Origin of the sequence: Kribbella sp. NPDC026611 (assembly GCF_040638345.1) — a bacterium.
GTDB lineage: Bacteria > Actinomycetota > Actinomycetes > Propionibacteriales > Kribbellaceae > Kribbella.
In genome coordinates, this window is the sequence record NZ_JBEZYC010000004.1 from 170,941 (window position 1) to 189,412 (window position 18,472).

Sequence of the window (18,472 nt, forward strand, 5' to 3'; positions counted from 1 at the left end):
GGAACGGTGGCAACGCGCCTGGTGACCAGAGCTCGGCTCCGTGCGATCGCGCCGTGGGCCGGGCTTGGCCTGATCTTCGTCGTGACCTCGGTGGTGGTCGGGCTGCTCGGGTTCGTCAACGACTCTGAGCGGGTCACGATCGGCGCGCACGCGGCGACGATGTCGCCGACGTTCGACGGGCACGCCACGCTCGACCTCGGCGCCGTACTGCCGCGGCTGCGGATCCCGGCCAACACGCCCGGCGGGATCGGCGTCAACATCGACGTCCAGGAGACGGACGCGAGCAGCCTGACCGAGTTGCTCACCCGCGACACCCTGATCGCCTCCCAGCCCGACGGTGAGATCGGGCGGATCAAGCAGGTCATCCAGGAGATGGCGGTCGACAACGCGGTCGCCGGCGCCGGCACCGGCCTGCTCGTGGTCGTCGTGGTCGCGACCCTCTGGACCGCGCTCGGGACCCGCCGCCGGCAGGAGCTCTGGCATCTCGTGCACCGGCACGAGCGGCGGTTCGAGCACCGCTCGATCGTGATCCTGGTCGCGATGCTGATCACGATCGCCTCGATCTTCGGACCCGGGCGGATGCGGCCGGCCGAAGTACCACCCACCCAGTGGCAGCCACTGTTCAAGCTGCTCCCGGAGCTGTCCTTCGACGACCGGCTGAAGCAGGTCGAGGTCGCGTCCGGGTTCTCGGCCACGGGCGGGGTCGGGATCATCCGGACGCTGGTCGAGACGTACAAGAAGTCCACCCAGCTCTACGGGCAGCTGAAGGACCGGGTCGCGGACGTCGCGCCGGAGATCCACCAGCCGAGCGAGCAGGAAACGGTCGCGATCCTGGTGTCGGACCGGCACGACAACATCGGTATCGACGGATTCGCCGCCGCGGTCGGCAAGGCGGGCAAGGCGAAAGTCTTGATCGACGCCGGCGACGACACCTCGTCGGGGGAGTCGTGGGAGGCGTTCAGCATCAACTCGCTGAAACAGCACTTCAAGGACCTCAAGGTGGTCGCGGTGGCCGGCAACCACGACGCCGGCGGGCACGTCGAGGAGTTCATGCGCAAGGCCGGGTTCACCGTGCTCGACAGCAAGCCGGTCGAGGTCGCCGGGATCCGGTTCTTCGGCGACAGCGACCCGACCAAGACCGGGCTCGGCAGCGCGGACAGTCCAGGGGACGAGACGATCGATCACCAGTCGAAGCGGCTTGCGGACATCGCATGCGACCAGCCGGAGGACAAACGGATCGCCACGATGGTGGTGCACGACCCCTCGTCGTACGCCGAGAGCGCCGAGCGCGGGTGCGCGACGCTGCTGGTGTCCGGTCATTTGCACCGCCAGGTCGGGCCGGAGACGCGGGTGGTGGAGGAGCGGCCGGTGACGACGTACACGAACGGGACGACCGGGGGAGCGGCGTACGCCTTCGCGCTCGGCTACACGTTGCGGAAACCGGGTGAGGTCACCCTCATCACGTACCAGAAGGGGAAGCCGGTCGGCCTGCAGCCGGTCACCGCGGGGCCAGGTGGTGACGTGACGGTCGGGGCCTACACCCCCTTGCCTTCCTGACGATCCGGCCGCCGGTGCCGAATGGTTTCCACCTGTTAACTGTCGGGTAAGGGGGGTGGACCAGCGGGGGCAGTGGTTCGTAGGAGTAGGGTTTTGTGACGTGCGTCGCGCAAAGATCGTTTGTACGCTCGGCCCGGCTACGGCCGCCCCGGAGCGCATCATGGAACTTGTCCAAGCGGGTATGGATGTCGCCAGGCTGAACCTGAGTCACGGCGCCCATGCCGAGCATGAGCGCATCTACCAGCGGATCCGCACCGCTGCCGCCGAAACCGGTAAGAACGTCGGCATCCTGGTGGACCTGCAGGGCCCGAAGATCCGGCTGGCCGAGTTCGCCGAGGGCAAGGCCACGCTGACCTACGGCGAGCGCTTCACCATCACCACCCGCGAGGTGCCCGGTGACGTGACCATCTGCGGTACGACGTACGACGGTCTGCCGGGTGACGTGAAGCCGGGCGACCAGCTGCTCATCGACGACGGCCGGATCGCGCTCGTCGCCGAGGAGGTGACCGCGACCGACGTGATCTGCCGGGTCACCGTGGGCGGGCCGGTGTCGAACCACAAGGGCATCAACCTGCCGGGTGTGTCGGTGAGCGTGCCGGCGCTGTCGGAGAAGGACGCCGAGGACCTGCGCTGGGCCTTGCACCTGCCGGCCGACATGATCGCGCTGTCGTTCGTGCGCGACGCGGCCGACATCCAGCTGGTGCACAAGATCATGGACGAGGAGGGGCTCCGGCTCCCGGTCGTCGCCAAGATCGAGAAGCCGCAGGCGGTCGCCAACCTGGACGAGATCATCGAGGCCTTCGACGGGTTCATGGTGGCCCGCGGCGACCTCGGGGTGGAGCTTCCGCTCGAGGACGTCCCGCTGGTCCAGAAGCTGATCATCGACCAGGCCCGCCTGAACGCGAAGCCGGTCATCGTCGCCACCCAGATGCTCGAGTCGATGATCTCCGCCCCGCGGCCGACCCGTGCGGAGGCGTCCGACGTGGCGAACGCCGTACTCGACGGCGCCGACGCGGTCATGCTCTCCGGCGAGACCAGCGTCGGCCGTTTCCCGATCGAAACCGTCAAGACGATGGCGCGGATCGTGGAGGCGACGGAAGAGCAGGGCCTGAGCCGCGTCCACTCCATCGACTGGGAGCCGCGCACCAAGGGCGGGGTCATCGCCCGCGCGGCGGCGGATGTTGCTGAGCGACTGGATGCGAAGTACCTGATCGCGTTCACCCAGTCCGGCGACACCGCCCTCCGACTGGCCCGCTATCGCACCGAGGTCCCGCTCCTGGCCTTCACCCCGGTCCCGTCCGTCAGCTCCTGGCTGAGCGTCACCTGGGGCGTCGAGACCTACATCGTCCCCACGGTCGAGCACACCGACGAGATGGTCCGCCAGGTAGACCAGCGCCTCCTCGAACTCGGCAAACTCGAAAAGGGCGACCTGGTAGTCATCGTCGCCGGCTCCCCACCCAGCCTCCCCGGCTCCACCAACGCCCTCAGAGTCCACCGCATGGGCGACGCCATCGAAGGCATAGCCCCCGCCTACCGCAGCCCCAACCCGTAAGAAAACAAGATAAGAATAAGATTTAGAGAATTGGTTGAGGCGGACGGCCACCAGACCGTCCGCCTCGACGCATGCAGAACAAGAACAAGAAAGAACAAGAAGAGATTTAGAGAGGTGCCTGGGCTGGTGCCCGGGCGCAGCGCTGAGTGGCTCAAGGCGCGCGCTCAGGGGTTGTGATTGGGACGGACTCGACCGGTCACCCAGCCGGGTGAACAAATGCCAGTTGAAGAACTGCGGGCAGCTTCCCGTTTGAGCAGGGGGCCCGAGGCGGGCGGGCGGGTAGGACTTGGTGGTCCGGGCGGTCCAGCTGTGACGGAGAGTAGCTCGACTGCTCGTCTGCTGGTTGCGGACCGGATCGTGGTGGGCCGATGAGCGGAATCTCGCGCGGTGCCGCTAGAGTTGCTCCAGCAACCTGCCGGGTTGGCGAAACTAGGCAAACGCGATGGTCTCAAACACCATTGCCCGCAAGGGCTTGTGGGTTCAAATCCCACACCCGGCACAGACTGTCGGTGCTCTGGAAGAGCATGAGGCATGGGGCACATCAGGTCGCAGGAGACGGTCGACTCGGCGTTGCGGATGTCGGATGCTGGGTTCAGTGATCGGGCGAATGCTGCGCAGCATGGCGTTGCCATCAAGACGATCCGGCGGTGGCGGCGGTTGTACCAGCGGCAGGGGCTGCCGCGTGGCACTGGGTTTCAGCCGACTCCGTGTCCGCGGTGTGACGGGGCCGAGTTGGACGAGGCGGCGTACGCCTTGCTGCTCGGCTGGTATCTGGGCGATGGGTCGATCGCGCGGGCGCGGCGGGGCGTGTTCACGCTGCAGATCGCGAACGATGCCAGGTACGCCGAGCTGAATCAGGAGATCGCAGAGACGATCAAGCGGGTCAAGCCGGGGGCCAGTCCGTGTCTGCGGAAGCGGCCGGGGGCGATCATGGTCGAGGCGCGGTGGAAGCACTGGCCTTGTGTGTTTCCGCAGCACGGTCCTGGGCGGAAGCACTTGCGGACGATCGAGTTGCGGGACTGGCAGCTGGAGATAGTTGCCAAGTACCCCGAACAGTTGCTGCGGGGGCTGTTCCACTCGGACGGATGCCGGTTCGTGAACTGGGCGAGCAAGCCGGCGACCGGGAAGCGGTACTTCTACGTGCGGTACATGTTCTCCAACGAGTCTGAGGACATCCGCAAGATTCTCACCGATGCGCTGGATCTGCTGGGGATCGCGTGGCGACAGCCTCGGCGGAACGCGATCGCGGTCAGCCGGAAGGAAGCTGGAGGCGTTGGACGGCTTCGTGGGGGCTAAGGGGTGAGGTCGATATGGTGTGGGCGTGACTGCTAAGCGTGTGGTGATCGCTGAGGATGAAGCTTTGATTCGGATGGATCTGGCGGAGATGCTCGCGGAGGAGGGGTATGACGTTGTGGGGCAGGCGGGGGACGGCGAGGAGGCTATCCGGCTTGCCGAGGAGCATCGGCCTGATCTGGTCATCCTCGATGTGAAGATGCCGAAGCTGGACGGCCTGAGTGCGGCCGAGAAGATCGCGGGCGAGCGGATCGCGCCGGTGCTGATGCTGACGGCGTTCTCGCAGCGGGAGCTGGTCGAGCGGGCGCGGGACGCCGGCGCGATGGCGTACCTGGTGAAACCGTTCTCCAAGGCCGATCTGCTGCCCGCGATCGAGATCGCCGCGTCCCGGTACGTGGAGCTCGCCGAGCTGGAGGCCGAGGTCGCGGACCTGGCCGAGCGGCTGGAGACGCGGAAGCTGGTGGATCGGGCCAAGTCGGTGCTGCAGACGAAGTTCGGGCTGTCCGAGCCGGACTCGTTCCGATGGATCCAGAAAACCGCCATGGACAAAAGAGTTTCCATGCGGCAGGTCGCGCAGTTGGTCGTTGACGAGGCGGGCAGTAGCGACTGACTCACTCTGCGTCCACTGACCTGAGCGCACGTACAGCAATCACCAATACCCATGCTGCTTACCGCTGTAACGACCTCACAACACACGCTCCGTGACATCGCCTGAAGAGCCACCCGAGGTCTAACCTGCGGATGCTCGCGGCAAACGCGAGAGTCCGGGATATCTGCTCGGACTATCCAGACATGGGAGGAACAGTGCACCAGCGTTCCGTAGTACGGGTCGGCGCGACGCTGCTCGTGGCGTCGTTGGCCCTGACTGCCTGCGGCTCACGCAGTGGCAACAACTCTGGCGGGGGCTCCGGAGGCTCGACCAAGACCGCGAAGATCGGCGTGATCGCGCCGCTGTCCGGAGACTTGTCGGCCCTGGGTCTGGGTATCCAGCACTCCGTCGAGCTGGCGGTGAAGCAGGCCAACGACAACAACACCATCCCGGGCTGGAAGCTCGAGGTCGTGCCGAAGGACGACGAGGCCAAGCCGGACCCCGGTAAGAACGCCGCCACCGCGCTGGCCGGCGACAAGGACGTCATCGGCGTCGTCGGCACGCTGAACACCAGCGTCAGCCAGCAGGTGCAGCCGGTGCTTGCGCCGAAGAACATCGTCCAGGTCTCGCCGGCCAACACCGGCCCCGGCCTGACCCAGGGTCCCGACTGGCAGACCGCTCCGAAGCGGCCGTACCCGACGTACTTCCGTACCTGCACCACCGACGCGGTCCAGGGCCCGTTCGCGGCCCGGTACCTGTACGAGACCGCGAAGATCACCAAGGTCGCCACGATCCACGACAAGAAGGCCTACGGCCAGGGTCTGGTCGGCACCTTCACCGAGGAGTTCAAGAAGCTCGGTGGCACCGTCGTCGCGGCGCAGACGATCAACCCGGACGACTCGAACTACTCGGCCGTGATCTCCGCGATCAGCCCGTCGAAGCCGCAGGCGATCTACTACGGCGGTGAGTACCCGCAGGCCGGTCCGCTCTCGCAGCAGATGAAGGCCGCCGGCCTGAACGTCCCGCTGATGGGCGGCGACGGCATCAAGGACCCGAAGTACATCACCCTGGCGGGCAAGACCAGCACGGGTGACCTGTCGACGTCCGTCGGTGCCCCGACCGACTCGACCGACGCCGGCAAGACCTTCCTCGCGGACTACAAGAAGGAAGGCTACAAGGAGGACTCCGCGGCGTACGGCGGCTACTCCTACGACGCGGCCAACGCGATCATCAACGCGCTGAAGACCTCGCTGAAGGACGCCAAGGACGTCGAGTCGGCGCGGCAGGCGACGGTCGATGCCATGAGCAAGGTCTCCTTCGACGGCGTGACCGGCAAGGTCGCGTTCGACCAGTACGGCGACAGCACCAGCAAGGTGCTGACCGTCTACAAGGTCGACGCGGGCCAGTGGGCCACGGTCGAGACCAAGGCCTTCGAAGAAAAGTAAGCGGAGTCGACCTCATGTCTCGGGGGTGGGAGCGATCCTCCCACCCCCGAGGCGTGTCATAACTGAGGCAGATGGGAGGTCGACGTGGACCAGTTCTTGCAGCAGCTCGTCAACGGCCTGACCTTGGGCTCGCTGTACGCCCTGATCGCGGTGGGTTACACCGTCGTGTACGGCATCGTGCAGCTCATCAACTTCGCCCACGGCGAGGTCTTCATGATCGGTGCGTTCGGCGCACTGACCACGTACCTGTTGTTCTTCGACGGTCACACCAGCGTCTGGATCCTGCCGGTGATGATCGTCGGTGCCATGATCGCGTCGGTCGGCACCGCGGTGCTGATGGAACGTATCGCGTACCGTCCCCTGCGGAACGCGCCACGACTCGCGCCACTGATCACCGCGATCGGCATCTCCGTGTTCCTGCAGGAGTTCATCCGGTTGTTCTACGAGCGTCCGAGCTGGGTCGTCCTGGTCTTCGTGGGCCTGGCGATCGGTCTCGGGTACGCCGTCGGCTCCCGGCGGACCGATGCGCACCTGAACCACCCGGTCTCCAGGTGGTACGACCGGGCCCCGCTGCTCGGCGGAGCCGGTGGAGCCGTCCTCTTCTGGGCGATCCTGCGGCTGGTCGACCGTGATCTGAACGCCGGACTGATCGCCGCGGCGATCGTCGGTGGCGCCGTCGTCGGCACCGGGATCGGCCTGCTGGCCGGCCGGATGCTGAAGGACCGCGCGCAGGCCACGATCGGCGTGCAGGCGGTGGCGGTCGCGGCGACCGCGGCCGCGCTGGCCGGCGAGATCGGCTGGGTGATCTTCAAGAAGCTGATCACCAGGCCGGAGCACAGCGGCAAGCCGTTCGAGTGGCCGAGTGCGAAGCAGCGCATCCCGTTCCCGCAGATCGACGTGGTCACGGGCAAGGCGTTCCAGGTCGGTGGCGTGACCATCCAGCGGTCGGCGATCTTCACGGTCTCGGCGCTGCTGGTGTGCGCGGTGCTGCTCTGGTTCTTCATCAACCGGACCCGGCTCGGCCGCGGTATGCAGGCCGTGTCGCAGGACCCGGACACCGCCCGGCTGATGGGCATCAACGTCGACCGGATCATCGTGGTCGCGTTCGCGCTGGGCGCCGTACTGGCGGCCATCGCGGGTGTCTCGCAGGGTCTGCAGAACAACAACATCGACTTCCGGATGGGCTTCCTGGCCGGTCTGAAGGCGTTCACGGCCGCCGTCCTCGGTGGTATCGGCAACGTCTACGGCGCGGTCGTGGGTGGTCTGGTGCTCGGACTGGTCGAGGCGATGGCGACGCAGTACATCCCAGGTCAGTTCGGTGGCAGCACCTGGAAGGACGTCTGGGCGTTCGTCATTCTGATTCTGGTACTGGTCTTCAGGCCGCAGGGCCTGCTCGGCGCGAGGGTGGTGGACCGAGCATGACGGATGTCAAGACTCCGGTGCCGGAGGCAACCGAAGTACCTCCGGCCCGGCCGGGCAAGCCGATCGCCTGGCCGCTCGGCATCGCCGGTGTGGTGCTGGCGCTCGTGGGCTCGTTCCTGTCGTGGAGCTACGACAGCTCGATCCTGAACGACCTGTCGATCAACTTCTACCCCGGTGGCCTGCAGATCCTGGCGATCATCGTCGCGGTACTGGCGCTGGTCCTGCTGCTGGCCGAGAAGGGCCCGCTGACCAAGCTGGGTTCCTGGCTGGACGCGACGCTCGGCATCCGGATGCTGGGTGCCGGCCTGGCGTTGTACATGATCCTGGTGCTGATCGCGATCTCGACCGACTCCGACGGCCTGATCAACGTCAACCCGGGCGCCTACGTGACGCTCGTGGGCGGGCTCGTACTGGCGGTGTCCGGCTGGATGCTGCCGCTGCGGCACCTGCGCGACCTGAGCGAGGCGAAGCTGCCGAGCTGGTTCGAGATTCTCTCGATCGCGGTGCTGATGGCGGCCGTGCTGTTCGTCGCGGCGTACGCGCTCGGCCTGCAGGACGCCTGGTCGTTCGTGCTCTGTCTGGTCTTCGTCGCCGTACTCACGGTGGCGTTGTTCCGGACCGGCGTGATGTCGTGGATCGGCCACGTCGCGCAGCGGCACAAGAAGGTGCTGACGCTGGCCGCGTTCGCGGTGGCGTTCCTGTTCCCGTTCACCCAGAACGGGTCGGACGCGAACATGTCGATCGCGAACCAGGTGCTGATCTTCAGCGCCACCGCGATGGGCCTGAACATCGTGGTCGGCCTGGCCGGCCTGCTCGACCTCGGGTACATCGCGTTCCTCGGGTCGGGTGCGTACACGGCCGCCGTACTCTCACAGTCGGCGTTCGCGACGGTCGGCTGGAAGCCGCCGTTCCTGGTCGTGGTGCTGCTCGGTGCCTGTGTGGCCGCCGTCCTGGGCCTGATCATCGGTACGCCGACGCTCCGGGTCTCCGGCGACTACCTGGCCATCGTGACGCTCGGCTTCGGTGAGATCTTCCGGTTCTCGATGGGCAACCTGGACGGCAACAACGGCCCGAACCTGACCAACGGCCCGAACGGCGTCCCGGGGATCCCGGACCTGAAGCTCGGCGGTTTCGACTTCGGCAAGGACCACACGATCGCCGGGATCGACCTCGGCCGGTTCTCGAACTACTACTTCCTGCTGCTGATCCTGATCGGTGGCGTCATCCTGGTCTTCGCCCGGCTGAACAACAGCCGGATCGGGCGCGGCTGGGTGGCGATCCGGGAGGACGAGAAGGCCGCCGAGGCGATGGGCGTGAACGTGTTCGGCCTGAAGCTGCTCGCGTTCGCGGTCGGTGCGTTCCTGGCCGGTCTGGCCGGCACGATCAAGGCGCATCAGGATGCCGCGGTCAGTCCGGACCAGTACCAGTTCCTGGAATCGGCGTTCCTGCTCGCCGCGATCGTGCTCGGCGGTATGGGCACCATCGCCGGTGTGCTGCTCGGTGCGACGATCCTGAAGCTGCTGCCGGAGAAGCTGCGGTTCTTCTCGGAGTACCGGCTGCTGCTGTTCGGTCTGCTGCTGGTGCTGATGATGCGGTTCCGGCCGGAGGGCCTGGTCGCGAGCAGACGAAGGCAGCTGGAGTTCCACGAAGAGGACGAAGGCCTGGCCGAAGCCGTCGAGGAAGAGCATCTGATGGTGGAGGAGGCCAGATGACCGTCACCCAGCCAGTGCCCGGCCAGACTCGTCAGGTCGGAAACCCGGTGCTCGAGGCAACCGGTGTGACCATGCGGTTCGGCGGTCTGCTGGCCGTCAACAAGGTCGACCTGACCGTACGGGAAGGCGAGATCGTCGGTCTGATCGGCCCGAACGGCGCCGGTAAGACCACGTTCTTCAACTGCCTGACCGGGCTGTACCGGCCGACCAGTGGCCAGGTGCGGTTCGCCGGGACGCCCCGCAAGGCGCCGAAGGTGCCGCGGCCGGGGCGGAAGAACCAGGTGCCGAGGCCACCGGCCGTCGCGGTGCAGGAGGTCGCGGCGCTGTCGCCGTTGCCGCCGAAGCCGCGCGCGGTGGTCCGCGCCGGGATGGCCCGGACGTTCCAGAACATCCGGCTGTTCGGCAACATGACCGCGCTGGAGAACGTGATGGTCGGGCGGTACAGCCGAACCAGCTCCGGTGCGCTCACGTCCGTACTGCGCGGGCCGAAGTTCCGCCGCGAGGAGGCCGCGACCCGGGCCCGGGCGCAGGAGCTGCTGGCGTTCGTCGGCCTCGGCCGCTCGACCGACCACCTGGCCCGGAACATGCCGTACGGCGACCAGCGGCGGCTCGAGATCGCCCGCGCGCTGGCCACCGACCCGAAGCTCATCCTGCTGGACGAGCCGACGGCCGGTATGAACCCGCAGGAGACCCGCCAGGCCAGTGACCTGATCTTCAAGATCCGGGACTCGGGCCTGTCGGTGGTCGTGATCGAGCACGACATGCGGTTCATCTTCAACCTCTGCGACCGGGTGCTCTGCCTGGTCCAGGGGCAGGCGCTGATCGAGGGCTCGCCGGCCGAGGTGCAGTCCGACCCGCGGGTGATCGAGGCCTACATCGGCACCGGTGAGGACGACGAGGAGGACGTCGACGTCCAGGACGCGCACGTCCAGGACACGACGGTCGCCGAAGAGGAGGGTCGCCCATGAGCGCAATGCTCGAGGTCAAGGACCTCGAAGTTGCCTACGGCAAGATCCTGGCCGTGAAGCGGATCAGCTTCAGCGTGGAGCAGGGGCAGGTGGTGTCGCTGATCGGCACCAACGGCGCCGGCAAGACCACCACGCTGAAGACGATCTCCGGCCTGCTCCGGCCGAACGCGGGCGAGATCTGGTTCCAGGGCGAGCGGATCGACCACGTCGCCGCGCACGACATCGTCGCGCGCGGGCTGGCGCACTCGCCCGAGGGCCGGCGGATCTTCCCCCGGCTGTCGGTCGAGGAGAACCTGATGCTGGGCGCGTTCTCGCGCAACGACGCGGCCGGGGTCCGGACCGACCTGGACGCGGCGTACGACCTGTTCCCGATCCTTGGGGAGCGGCGCAAGCAGCCGGCCGGCACGTTCTCCGGCGGTGAGCAGCAGATGCTGGCGATGGGCCGGGCGATGATGAGCCGGCCGAAGCTGCTGATGCTGGATGAGCCGTCGATGGGTCTGTCGCCGATCATGATGAAGCGGATCATGTCGACGGTGACCGAGCTGCAGCGGCAGGGGACGACGATCCTGCTGGTGGAGCAGAACGCGCAGGCGGCGCTGAAGCGGGCCGACTTCGGCTACGTGCTGGAGGTCGGGCAGATCGTGCTGTCCGGTTCCGGCCGCGACCTGCTGGTCAACGACGAGGTGCGGAAGGCGTACCTCGGCGAGGACTGAGCTGCACGCTGCTGGTTCAGTTGCGGATGACAACGAGCAACTGAACCAGCAGCGGCGCCACGATCAACGCGGGCAGCAGGTCCGCGACCGCAACTTGCTTCAGCTTCAGCAATCTCAACGCGACACCGATGAGCATCACGCCTCCGGTGGCGCCGAGGGCAGTCACGTGGGCATCCGGCAGTACATCGCCCAGTACTGCGCCGACAGCGGTCATCAGGCCCTGTACGACGAGGACCACCAGGGCTGAGGCTGCTACGCCCCAGCCGAACGATGCGGCGAAGGCGATGGACGTGAAGTCGTCCAGGACCGCCTTCAGGAACAGCTGGTCCGCGCCCCGGCCGAGGCCGTCGGAGAGCGCGCCGAGGAACGTCAACGGGCCGACGCAGAACACCATCGACGCGGACACGAAGCCCTCGACGAACTTGCCTTCGCCCTCGCCGCGGTCGAAGCGGTGCTGCATCCACGCGCCGAACCCCTCCAACCGCTCCTCGATGTGCAGCAGCGATCCGGCGATCCCGCCGAGCAGCATCGCGCCCAGCACGATCAGCACCGGAGCGCTGTCGCCGACCGCATCCTTGAGCGCGTGGTCGCCGACGGTGAGCGCCGCGGAGATCGCGATCAGCAGCGTGACCAGGCCGATCGCGTCCGTGACCAGTTCCCGGGTGCGGTGACTGAGCCGGTGTCCGACGAGTACGCCGAGTACCGATCCGACGAGCACCGTCGCGACATTCACGACGGTCCCGATTCCGATGAACACAGGGGACTCCGCTCAGCTTTGCATGTGACCCCCAAGGGCCTACTGTTGCGCGAGGACGAGCGTATCGGCCCGTCTGTTCACCTCGGGGGTGGACCGGACCAGGAGGTCGCTGTGGTGGCAGCCATCGAGGTGAGGGACGCCCGGCAGGGTGATGCCGGTGCCTTGGTCGCACTGTGGCGCGAGTTCACCACCCTGGGCGCCGGGTTGCCGTCCCGGTTGCCGGCGCCGCCGTCGGCCGCCGCGGTCGAGGTTGCCGTCAGCAAGCATCTGGACGATCCGTTCGGCCGGCTGCTGGTCGGCGAGCTGGACGGCGAGGTGCACGGCATGGCGTACCTGCGCCGGACCGCGATCACGCCGCTGCACGACGACGCGACGATCACCGTCGAGTACCTGCACGTCAGCGACGCCGCCCGCCGGCACGGCCTGGGCAAGGCGCTGATCGCCGAGGCGGTCGCGTGGGCCGAGCACGAGTGCTGCGCCCACCTGGCCGTGGTGGCGCCCGCGATCGCCCGCGAGGCGAACCGGTTCCTGGCCCGGCTCGGGCTGGGGCAGGCCGGCGTACTGCGGTTCGCGAACACGCACACCGTGCGCCGGCGGCTGGCCGCCGAGCACGCGCCGAACCTGCTGGCCCTGCTCTCGTCGCGCCGGTCGGCCGTGGCCCGGCGCGCGCACGCGCTCAGCTCCCAGGTGGAGCCTGGATCAGCTGGCAAGTGATGCGGGCGGTGCAGACGCGCTTGTCCCGGTCGTCGGTGATGACGACCTCGTACGACGTCGTCGTACGGCCGAGGTAGATCGGCGTCGCGACGCCGGTGACCGTGCCGTCGCGGACCGCGCGGTGGTGGGTGGCGTTGATGTCGACGCCGACCGCGACCTTGCCGTACTGCGCCGCGTGCATGGCCGAGCCGATCGAGCCGAGGCTCTCGGCCAGGACGCAGGACGCGCCGCCGTGCAGGAGGCCGTAGGGCTGGGTGTTGCCCTTGACCGGCATCGTCGCGACCACGCGCTCCGGTGCAGCTTCGCTGACAACGATTCCCATCAGCTGGAGGAGCGTGCCCTCCATGGTCATACCGGGTCCGAGGTTCGTTTCATCTGTCACGGAAGCAGTGTGTCAGAACTGTCCGTGGGACCCACTAGAGTCGGTACGTGGCTCCTGAAACCCAGACTTCGACGTTGACCAAGGACCCGCAGGCAGGCACCGGCCGGCCGCGGATCCTGCTGCTGGACGGGCACTCGCTGGCGTACCGGGCGTTCTACGCGCTCCCGGTGGAGAACTTCTCCACCACCACCGGGCAGCACACCAACGCGGTGTACGGGTTCACTTCGATGCTGATCAACATGCTCCGCGACGAGCAGCCGACGCACATCTGTGTCGCGTTCGACGTGTCCCGCAAGACCTTCCGCACCGAGCAGTACGCGGAGTACAAGGCGGGTCGCTCGAAGTCGCCGGACGAGTTCAGCGGCCAGATCTCGCTGGTCAAGGAGGTGCTGGAGGCGCTCCGGATCCCGACCACCGAGATCGACGGCTGGGAGGCCGACGACATCATCGCGACGCTCGCGACCCAGGCGGCGGAGCAGGGTTTCGAGGTGCTGATCAGCAGCGGTGACCGGGACGCGTTCCAGCTGGTCAGCGACGACGTGACGGTGCTGTACCCGAAGCGTGGGGTGTCCGAGATCGCCCGGATGGACCCGGCCGCGATCGAAGAGAAGTACGGCGTGGGCCCGCGGCTGTACCCGGATCTCGCCGCGCTGGTGGGGGAGCAGAGCGACAACCTGCCCGGCGTGCCGGGGGTCGGCCCCAAGACGGCGGCGAAGTGGCTGAACCAGTTCGGTTCGCTGAACGACGTGGTCGACCGGGTGAACGAGATCAAGGGCAAGGCCGGCGAGTCGCTGCGCGACCACCTCGCCGACGTGATCCGGAACCGGCAGATCAACGAGCTGGTCCGCGACCTCACCCTCGACGTGACGGTCGACGACCTGGCCCGGGTGCCGTGGGACCGGGACAAGGTGCACACGCTGTTCGACAGCCTGGAGTTCCGGGTGCTGCGCGAGCGGCTGGTCGCCGAGCACGAGGAGGTCGACGCGACCGTCGACCACGGCTTCGAGCTCGACGGTGTGCAGCTGAAGCCGGGTGAGGTCGCGGCCTGGCTCAAGGAGCACGTGAGCGGCGGCGAGCGGGTCGGCGTGGCCGTCCAGGGCAGCTGGGGTGGCGGTACCGGCCAGATCACCGGGCTGGCCCTGGCGAACGCCTCGGGGGCGGCCGCCTGGTTCGACCCGGACACGCTGACGCCGGACGACGAGGACGCCTGGAAGGCCTGGCTCGCCGACCCGAACATGCCGAAGGCGCTGCACGACGCCAAGGGTCCGCTGCTCGGCTTCCTGGAGCGCGGCTGGACGCTCGGCGGCCTGCGCTCGGACACCCAGCTGAGCGCGTACCTGGTCCGCCCGGACCAGCGCGCGTACGACCTGGCCGACCTGACCGTGCGGTACCTCAAGCGTGAGCTGCGCAACGAGGAGGCCGACAACGGCCAGCTCAGCTTCGACGACGTCGAGGGCGGCCCGGCCGCGGACCACACGATGCTGCGCGCCCGCGCGATCGCCGACCTGGCCGACACGCTCGACGTCGAGCTCGAGAAGCAGGCCGGTACGGCGCTGCTCGCGGACGTCGAGCTGCCGCTGATCCACGTCATCGCAGGCATGGAGCGGGACGGGATCGCGGTCGACCGGCCGTACCTGGAGGAGCTCGAGGAGCGGTTCGCCACCGGCGTGCGGGACGCGGCCGCCTCGGCGTACGAGGTGATCGGCAAGGAGATCAACCTCGGCTCGCCGAAGCAGCTGCAGGTGGTGCTGTTCGACGAGCTGCAGATGCCGAAGACCAAGCGGACCAAGACCGGGTACACGACCGACGCGGACTCGCTGCAGGCGCTGTTCGAGAAGACCGAGCACCCGTTCCTGGCGTACCTGCTGGCGCACCGGGACGCGACCCGGCTGCGGCAGACCGTCGAGGGCCTGCTGAAGACGATCAGCCCGCGCGACGGGCGGATCCACACCACGTTCAACCAGACCATCGCGGCGACCGGGCGGCTCAGCTCGACCGACCCGAACCTGCAGAACATCCCGATCCGGACCGAGGAGGGCCGCCGGATCCGGCAGGCCTTCATCGTCGGCGAGGGCAACGAGTCGCTGATGTCGGCGGACTACAGCCAGATCGAGATGCGGATCATGGCGCACGTGTCCAAGGACGCCGGCCTGATCGACGCGTTCAACTCCGGGATGGACTTCCACTCGGTGACCGCGTCGCGGGTGTTCTCGGTGGAGCCGGCCGCGGTGACGCAGGAGCAGCGGGCCAAGATCAAGGCGATGAACTACGGCCTCGCCTACGGCCTGTCGGCGTACGGGCTGAGTCAGCAGCTGAAGATCGGCGTCGACGAGGCCAAGGGCCTGATGGACGAGTACTTCGAGGGCTTCGGCGGGGTCCGTGACTACCTGCGGTCGATCGTGATCGACGCCGGCAAGAGCGGGTACACCGAGACGATCCTGGGGCGCCGGCGGTACCTGCCGGACCTGACCAGCGACAACCGGCAGCGGCGCGAGATGGCCGAGCGGATGGCACTGAACGCCCCGATCCAGGGGTCGGCGGCGGACGTGATCAAGATGGCGATGCTGAAGGTCGACGCATCGCTGCGCGCGTCCGGCCTGAAGTCGCGGATGCTGCTCCAGGTCCACGACGAGCTCGTCTTCGAGATCGCCCCCGGCGAGCGCGAGCCGCTCGAGGAGCTGGTCCGCCGCGACATGGGCCACGCCGTCGACATGTCCGTGCCACTCGACGTCTCGGTCGGCATCGGCCGCACCTGGCACGAAGCCGCCCACTGAGCCACTCCTGACGCTGTGGAGCCGAACCGCCCGTTCCGTTGGGATCTGGTCCGCCCCGACCAGTTGGGCTCGATGCTGGGCGACGAGGAGATCTGGGAGCCGTTCTTCCTCCACGACCTGATCCGGTGCGCGGCCAGGGTCCTCGGGCAGTGCGGCAACGGCGAGTTGTACTTCGTCGGGCGGTCGGTCGACAGCCTGTACGACCTGCTGAGCGGCGCTCTGGCCGACACCGGGTGGAGCGCCGGCCTGCATCAGCTTCCGTTGTCGCTCTTCCGCGCGGACGGCAAGGGGTTCAGCGACGCCGAGCTCCGGCAGCTGCGAGCGAACCTGGCCGCGGACGGTCTGGCGCCGGCGGACCTCATGCGTGGCCGCCCGACGGTCTTCGTCGACCTGGTGCTGCTGGGATCGACGTTCCAGAACCTGTTCGCCGTGCTGCGTCGCTGGATCGACGACGAGCATGCCCAGTGGGACGTGATCCGCCGGCAGCTCCGCTTCATCGGCATCACCCCGCGCAAGAAGACCAGCCCGAACGGCTACCGCTGGCAGCAGCACGTCGCTCTCGCCGACGAGCTGCCCGCGTCCGCGATCCGCAACGTGTCGCTCGACGCGCGGCTCTGGGAGTACTTCGGCGACTACCAGCACAAGACTGCGGCGTCGTTCCGCCGCACCGCGTGGAGCGACCGGGAGGTCGCCGCCCCGCGCCGTGACGAGAACACGCGCTTGGCCCTCGCCGAAGCGGTCCGGGTGGTGCAGGCCGGGAAGACGCCGAAGGTGCGCCGGCAGCTCGCGGACCTGCTGACGAAGGAGCCGGCGATGGATGAGCGCTGGTTGCGGGACCTGCAGCTCAGTCTTCGGAGGTGAGGTAGAGCGGCTGGTCGGCGGGGGAGAGGGCTCGCTGGAGCAGCATCAGGTCGGTGTCGCGGAGGGGTGGCAGGTCCGCGAGCGGCCACCAGCGGACGTCGATCGACTCGTCGTCGTTCACCTGGGCCTCGCCGCGCAGCGGGCGGCAGCGGAAGCACAGGTCGAGGAACTGGACCCGGTCACCGTTCGGGTAGCTGGCCGGCGGGAACGACTCGACGCTGACCAGTCGCTCCACGGCTGCCTCGACCGCGGTCTCCTCGAAGATCTCCCGGACCAGCCCGACGGCCGGCTGCTCGCCCGGCTCCAGGATCCCGCCGATCAGGGCCCAGCCGCGGGTGTCGGCGCGCTGGACGAGCAGGACCTGGTCGCGGTCGTCGAGCACCACCCCGGTGAGACCCGTGAGCCACAACAGGTCGTGCCCGATCTTCTCGCGCAACTCGAGGATGAACTTCGGCGTCGGCATGTCCTCGAGCCTATCCAGCCCGAAGTTGCTAGTTGCTGGCCTGGCGGTGCAGACCGGTCGCCAGGCCGGCCGACAGCAGCAGCGCGCAGGTGCTGGTGATGGCGACCAGCACCTTCACACCGTTGAGGCCGGTGGCGGTGTCGGTGCCGAGCACGATGCCGGCGGCGACCGCCAGCACGACCAGGCCGAGCCAGATGGCCAGGGCCGCGCGCTTCTCCTGCTGCGCGATGGCGGCGTACACGACCATCTGCAGTACGGCGTACGCGGAGCCGGCGATCGCGAACAGCCAGGTGTACGGGCCGAGCTCGGCGTACTTCGCCTTGCCGCCGATGACCGCGACCACGAGGTCCGGCAGGATCAGGGTGCCGGCTACCGCGCATACGCCGAGACCTGCGACCGCCAGCACGGCTCGGCGGAGCCGGACGGTGTCACCGGGAGAGTTGGCCAGCGATGGGAACACCAGCACGATCACGAACTGCGGCAGGAACAGACAGGCCTTTGCGACAATCAGACCGGCCGCGTAGTACCCGCTGTCCTTCTCGTCGAGCAGTGCGCGGGCGAACAGCACGTCGGCGTTGGCCAGGGCGAAGAAGGCGAGCAGCGTGTGGGTGCCGTGCATCGTCTCCCGCACGACCTCCTTGACCTGCGCGCCGGTAGCGCCGCTCGAGCCACGGAGGAGGAGCTGCCCCAGCAGAGCCGGCACGACCGACCCGAGCGCGAGTCCGATCACCGCCCAGTCGAGCGAGGGATGCACAAGCAACGCACCGCCGCCCAGCACGAGCCGGCCAAGCCCGCTGGTCGTGTAGACAGCCGCCAGCTCGGTCCAGCGGTGGCTGCCCTGCAGCACACCCAGCTGCGACCCCATCAGCGTCAGGCACCCGAGCGTCGGCGCCAGCAGCACGATCGCGACGATCGAGTCGATGTGCAGCAGCCACATGAACAGCGGCGTCAGCACCAGGCAAACCACAGTCAGCCCAGCTGCTGCCCGGCGCCCCGCCTTGAGCATCGCGTCAGCCAGCGACGCGGCGCCTTCACCGGTGTGCGTCGCCAACCGCCGGGCTCCGGTCGCCTGCAGCCCCAGGGACGCGACGTTGCCGATCAGCAGCAGACCCAGCAGCGCGGTGATCGCGCCGAACTGCTCGGGCATCAGCCGGCGGGAGCCGATCAGTGTGAAGCCGTAGGCGGCGACGTTCATGATCGCCATCGCGACGGCCACCACTGTGGCGCTGCGGAGGAAGGCCCCACGCGTTCTCTGGCCGGTCGTGCTCAC

The 18,472-nt window shown here is 68.0% G+C and carries 16 protein-coding genes and 1 tRNA gene; 13 read left to right on the forward strand and 4 right to left on the reverse strand.

What is annotated here, in order from left to right; genetic code table 11:
• Positions 1 to 6: 6 nt before the first annotated feature.
• The 10 genes from AB0E69_RS17910 (at position 7) to AB0E69_RS17955 (ending at position 11,251) form a co-directional block, all read left to right on the forward strand.
• A complete protein-coding gene (locus AB0E69_RS17910; RefSeq protein ID WP_360146427.1) occupies positions 7 to 1,557 on the forward strand; it encodes a metallophosphoesterase in 1,551 nt (516 codons plus the stop codon).
• Between the two features lie 100 nt (positions 1,558 to 1,657).
• Entirely contained in the window at positions 1,658 to 3,109 is a 1,452-nt protein-coding gene (pyk, locus tag AB0E69_RS17915; protein WP_360146430.1) for a pyruvate kinase, read from the forward strand.
• 414 nt (positions 3,110 to 3,523) lie between these two features.
• A tRNA-Leu gene (locus AB0E69_RS17920) sits at positions 3,524 to 3,608 on the forward strand.
• A gap of 32 nt (positions 3,609 to 3,640) precedes the next feature.
• Positions 3,641 to 4,405 carry a transcriptional regulator gene (locus tag AB0E69_RS17925; protein WP_360146433.1) on the forward strand — a complete coding sequence of 255 codons (765 nt, stop codon included), beginning with the start codon at positions 3,641 to 3,643 and terminating at the stop codon, positions 4,403 to 4,405.
• A gap of 25 nt (positions 4,406 to 4,430) precedes the next feature.
• The gene (locus tag AB0E69_RS17930; RefSeq protein WP_360146436.1) at positions 4,431 to 5,012 is read left to right on the forward strand and encodes a response regulator; all 582 of its coding nucleotides are present in this window, start codon (positions 4,431 to 4,433) and stop codon (positions 5,010 to 5,012) included.
• A gap of 182 nt (positions 5,013 to 5,194) precedes the next feature.
• Positions 5,195 to 6,436 carry a branched-chain amino acid ABC transporter substrate-binding protein gene (locus AB0E69_RS17935; RefSeq protein WP_360146439.1) on the forward strand — a complete coding sequence of 414 codons (1,242 nt, stop codon included), beginning with the start codon at positions 5,195 to 5,197 and terminating at the stop codon, positions 6,434 to 6,436.
• An 84-nt stretch (positions 6,437 to 6,520) separates the two neighbouring features.
• Complete coding sequence (locus AB0E69_RS17940) at positions 6,521 to 7,858, forward strand: branched-chain amino acid ABC transporter permease (protein WP_360146442.1); 1,338 nt, start codon at positions 6,521 to 6,523, stop codon at positions 7,856 to 7,858.
• Entirely contained in the window at positions 7,855 to 9,570 is a 1,716-nt protein-coding gene (locus AB0E69_RS17945; RefSeq protein ID WP_360146445.1) for a branched-chain amino acid ABC transporter permease, read from the forward strand. The genes AB0E69_RS17940 and AB0E69_RS17945 overlap by 4 nt, the downstream gene beginning before the upstream one ends.
• On the forward strand, positions 9,567 to 10,538 hold the full coding sequence (locus AB0E69_RS17950; protein WP_360146448.1) for an ABC transporter ATP-binding protein: 972 nt from the start codon (positions 9,567 to 9,569) through the stop codon (positions 10,536 to 10,538). The genes AB0E69_RS17945 and AB0E69_RS17950 overlap by 4 nt, the downstream gene beginning before the upstream one ends.
• On the forward strand, positions 10,535 to 11,251 hold the full coding sequence (locus tag AB0E69_RS17955) for an ABC transporter ATP-binding protein (RefSeq protein WP_360146451.1): 717 nt from the start codon (positions 10,535 to 10,537) through the stop codon (positions 11,249 to 11,251). Before AB0E69_RS17950 ends, AB0E69_RS17955 begins: the two co-directional genes overlap by 4 nt.
• 16 nt (positions 11,252 to 11,267) lie before the next feature.
• On the opposite strand, the gene AB0E69_RS17960 is transcribed toward AB0E69_RS17955, so the two are convergent.
• Positions 11,268 to 12,008 carry a DUF554 domain-containing protein gene (locus tag AB0E69_RS17960; protein WP_360146454.1) on the reverse strand — a complete coding sequence of 247 codons (741 nt, stop codon included), beginning with the start codon at positions 12,006 to 12,008 and terminating at the stop codon, positions 11,268 to 11,270.
• A gap of 114 nt (positions 12,009 to 12,122) precedes the next feature.
• On the opposite strand from AB0E69_RS17960, the gene AB0E69_RS17965 reads away from it, so the two are divergent.
• Positions 12,123 to 12,722 (forward strand): GNAT family N-acetyltransferase, encoded by a 600-nt coding sequence (locus tag AB0E69_RS17965; protein ID WP_360146457.1) that lies wholly within the window; start codon positions 12,123 to 12,125, stop codon positions 12,720 to 12,722.
• Here the strand turns inward: AB0E69_RS17965 and AB0E69_RS17970 are convergent.
• A complete protein-coding gene (locus AB0E69_RS17970) occupies positions 12,685 to 13,104 on the reverse strand; it encodes a hotdog fold thioesterase (protein ID WP_360146460.1) in 420 nt (139 codons plus the stop codon). The two genes, AB0E69_RS17965 and AB0E69_RS17970, sit on opposite strands and share 38 nt — an antisense overlap.
• Positions 13,105 to 13,151: 47 nt before the next feature.
• On the opposite strand from AB0E69_RS17970, the gene polA reads away from it, so the two are divergent.
• Both polA and AB0E69_RS17980 read left to right on the forward strand, forming a co-directional pair.
• The gene (polA, locus tag AB0E69_RS17975; protein ID WP_360146463.1) at positions 13,152 to 15,878 is read left to right on the forward strand and encodes a DNA polymerase I; all 2,727 of its coding nucleotides are present in this window, start codon (positions 13,152 to 13,154) and stop codon (positions 15,876 to 15,878) included.
• Between the two features lie 15 nt (positions 15,879 to 15,893).
• Positions 15,894 to 16,739 carry a hypothetical protein gene (locus AB0E69_RS17980; protein WP_360146466.1) on the forward strand — a complete coding sequence of 282 codons (846 nt, stop codon included), beginning with the start codon at positions 15,894 to 15,896 and terminating at the stop codon, positions 16,737 to 16,739.
• On the opposite strand, the gene AB0E69_RS17985 is transcribed toward AB0E69_RS17980, so the two are convergent.
• The gene (locus AB0E69_RS17985) at positions 16,723 to 17,202 is read right to left on the reverse strand and encodes an NUDIX domain-containing protein (protein WP_360146469.1); all 480 of its coding nucleotides are present in this window, start codon (positions 17,200 to 17,202) and stop codon (positions 16,723 to 16,725) included. The genes AB0E69_RS17980 and AB0E69_RS17985 overlap by 17 nt on opposite strands.
• A 28-nt stretch (positions 17,203 to 17,230) precedes the next feature.
• Positions 17,231 to 18,472: a polysaccharide biosynthesis protein gene (locus tag AB0E69_RS17990; protein WP_360146472.1), complete on the reverse strand. Its 1,242-nt coding sequence runs from the start codon at positions 18,470 to 18,472 to the stop codon at positions 17,231 to 17,233.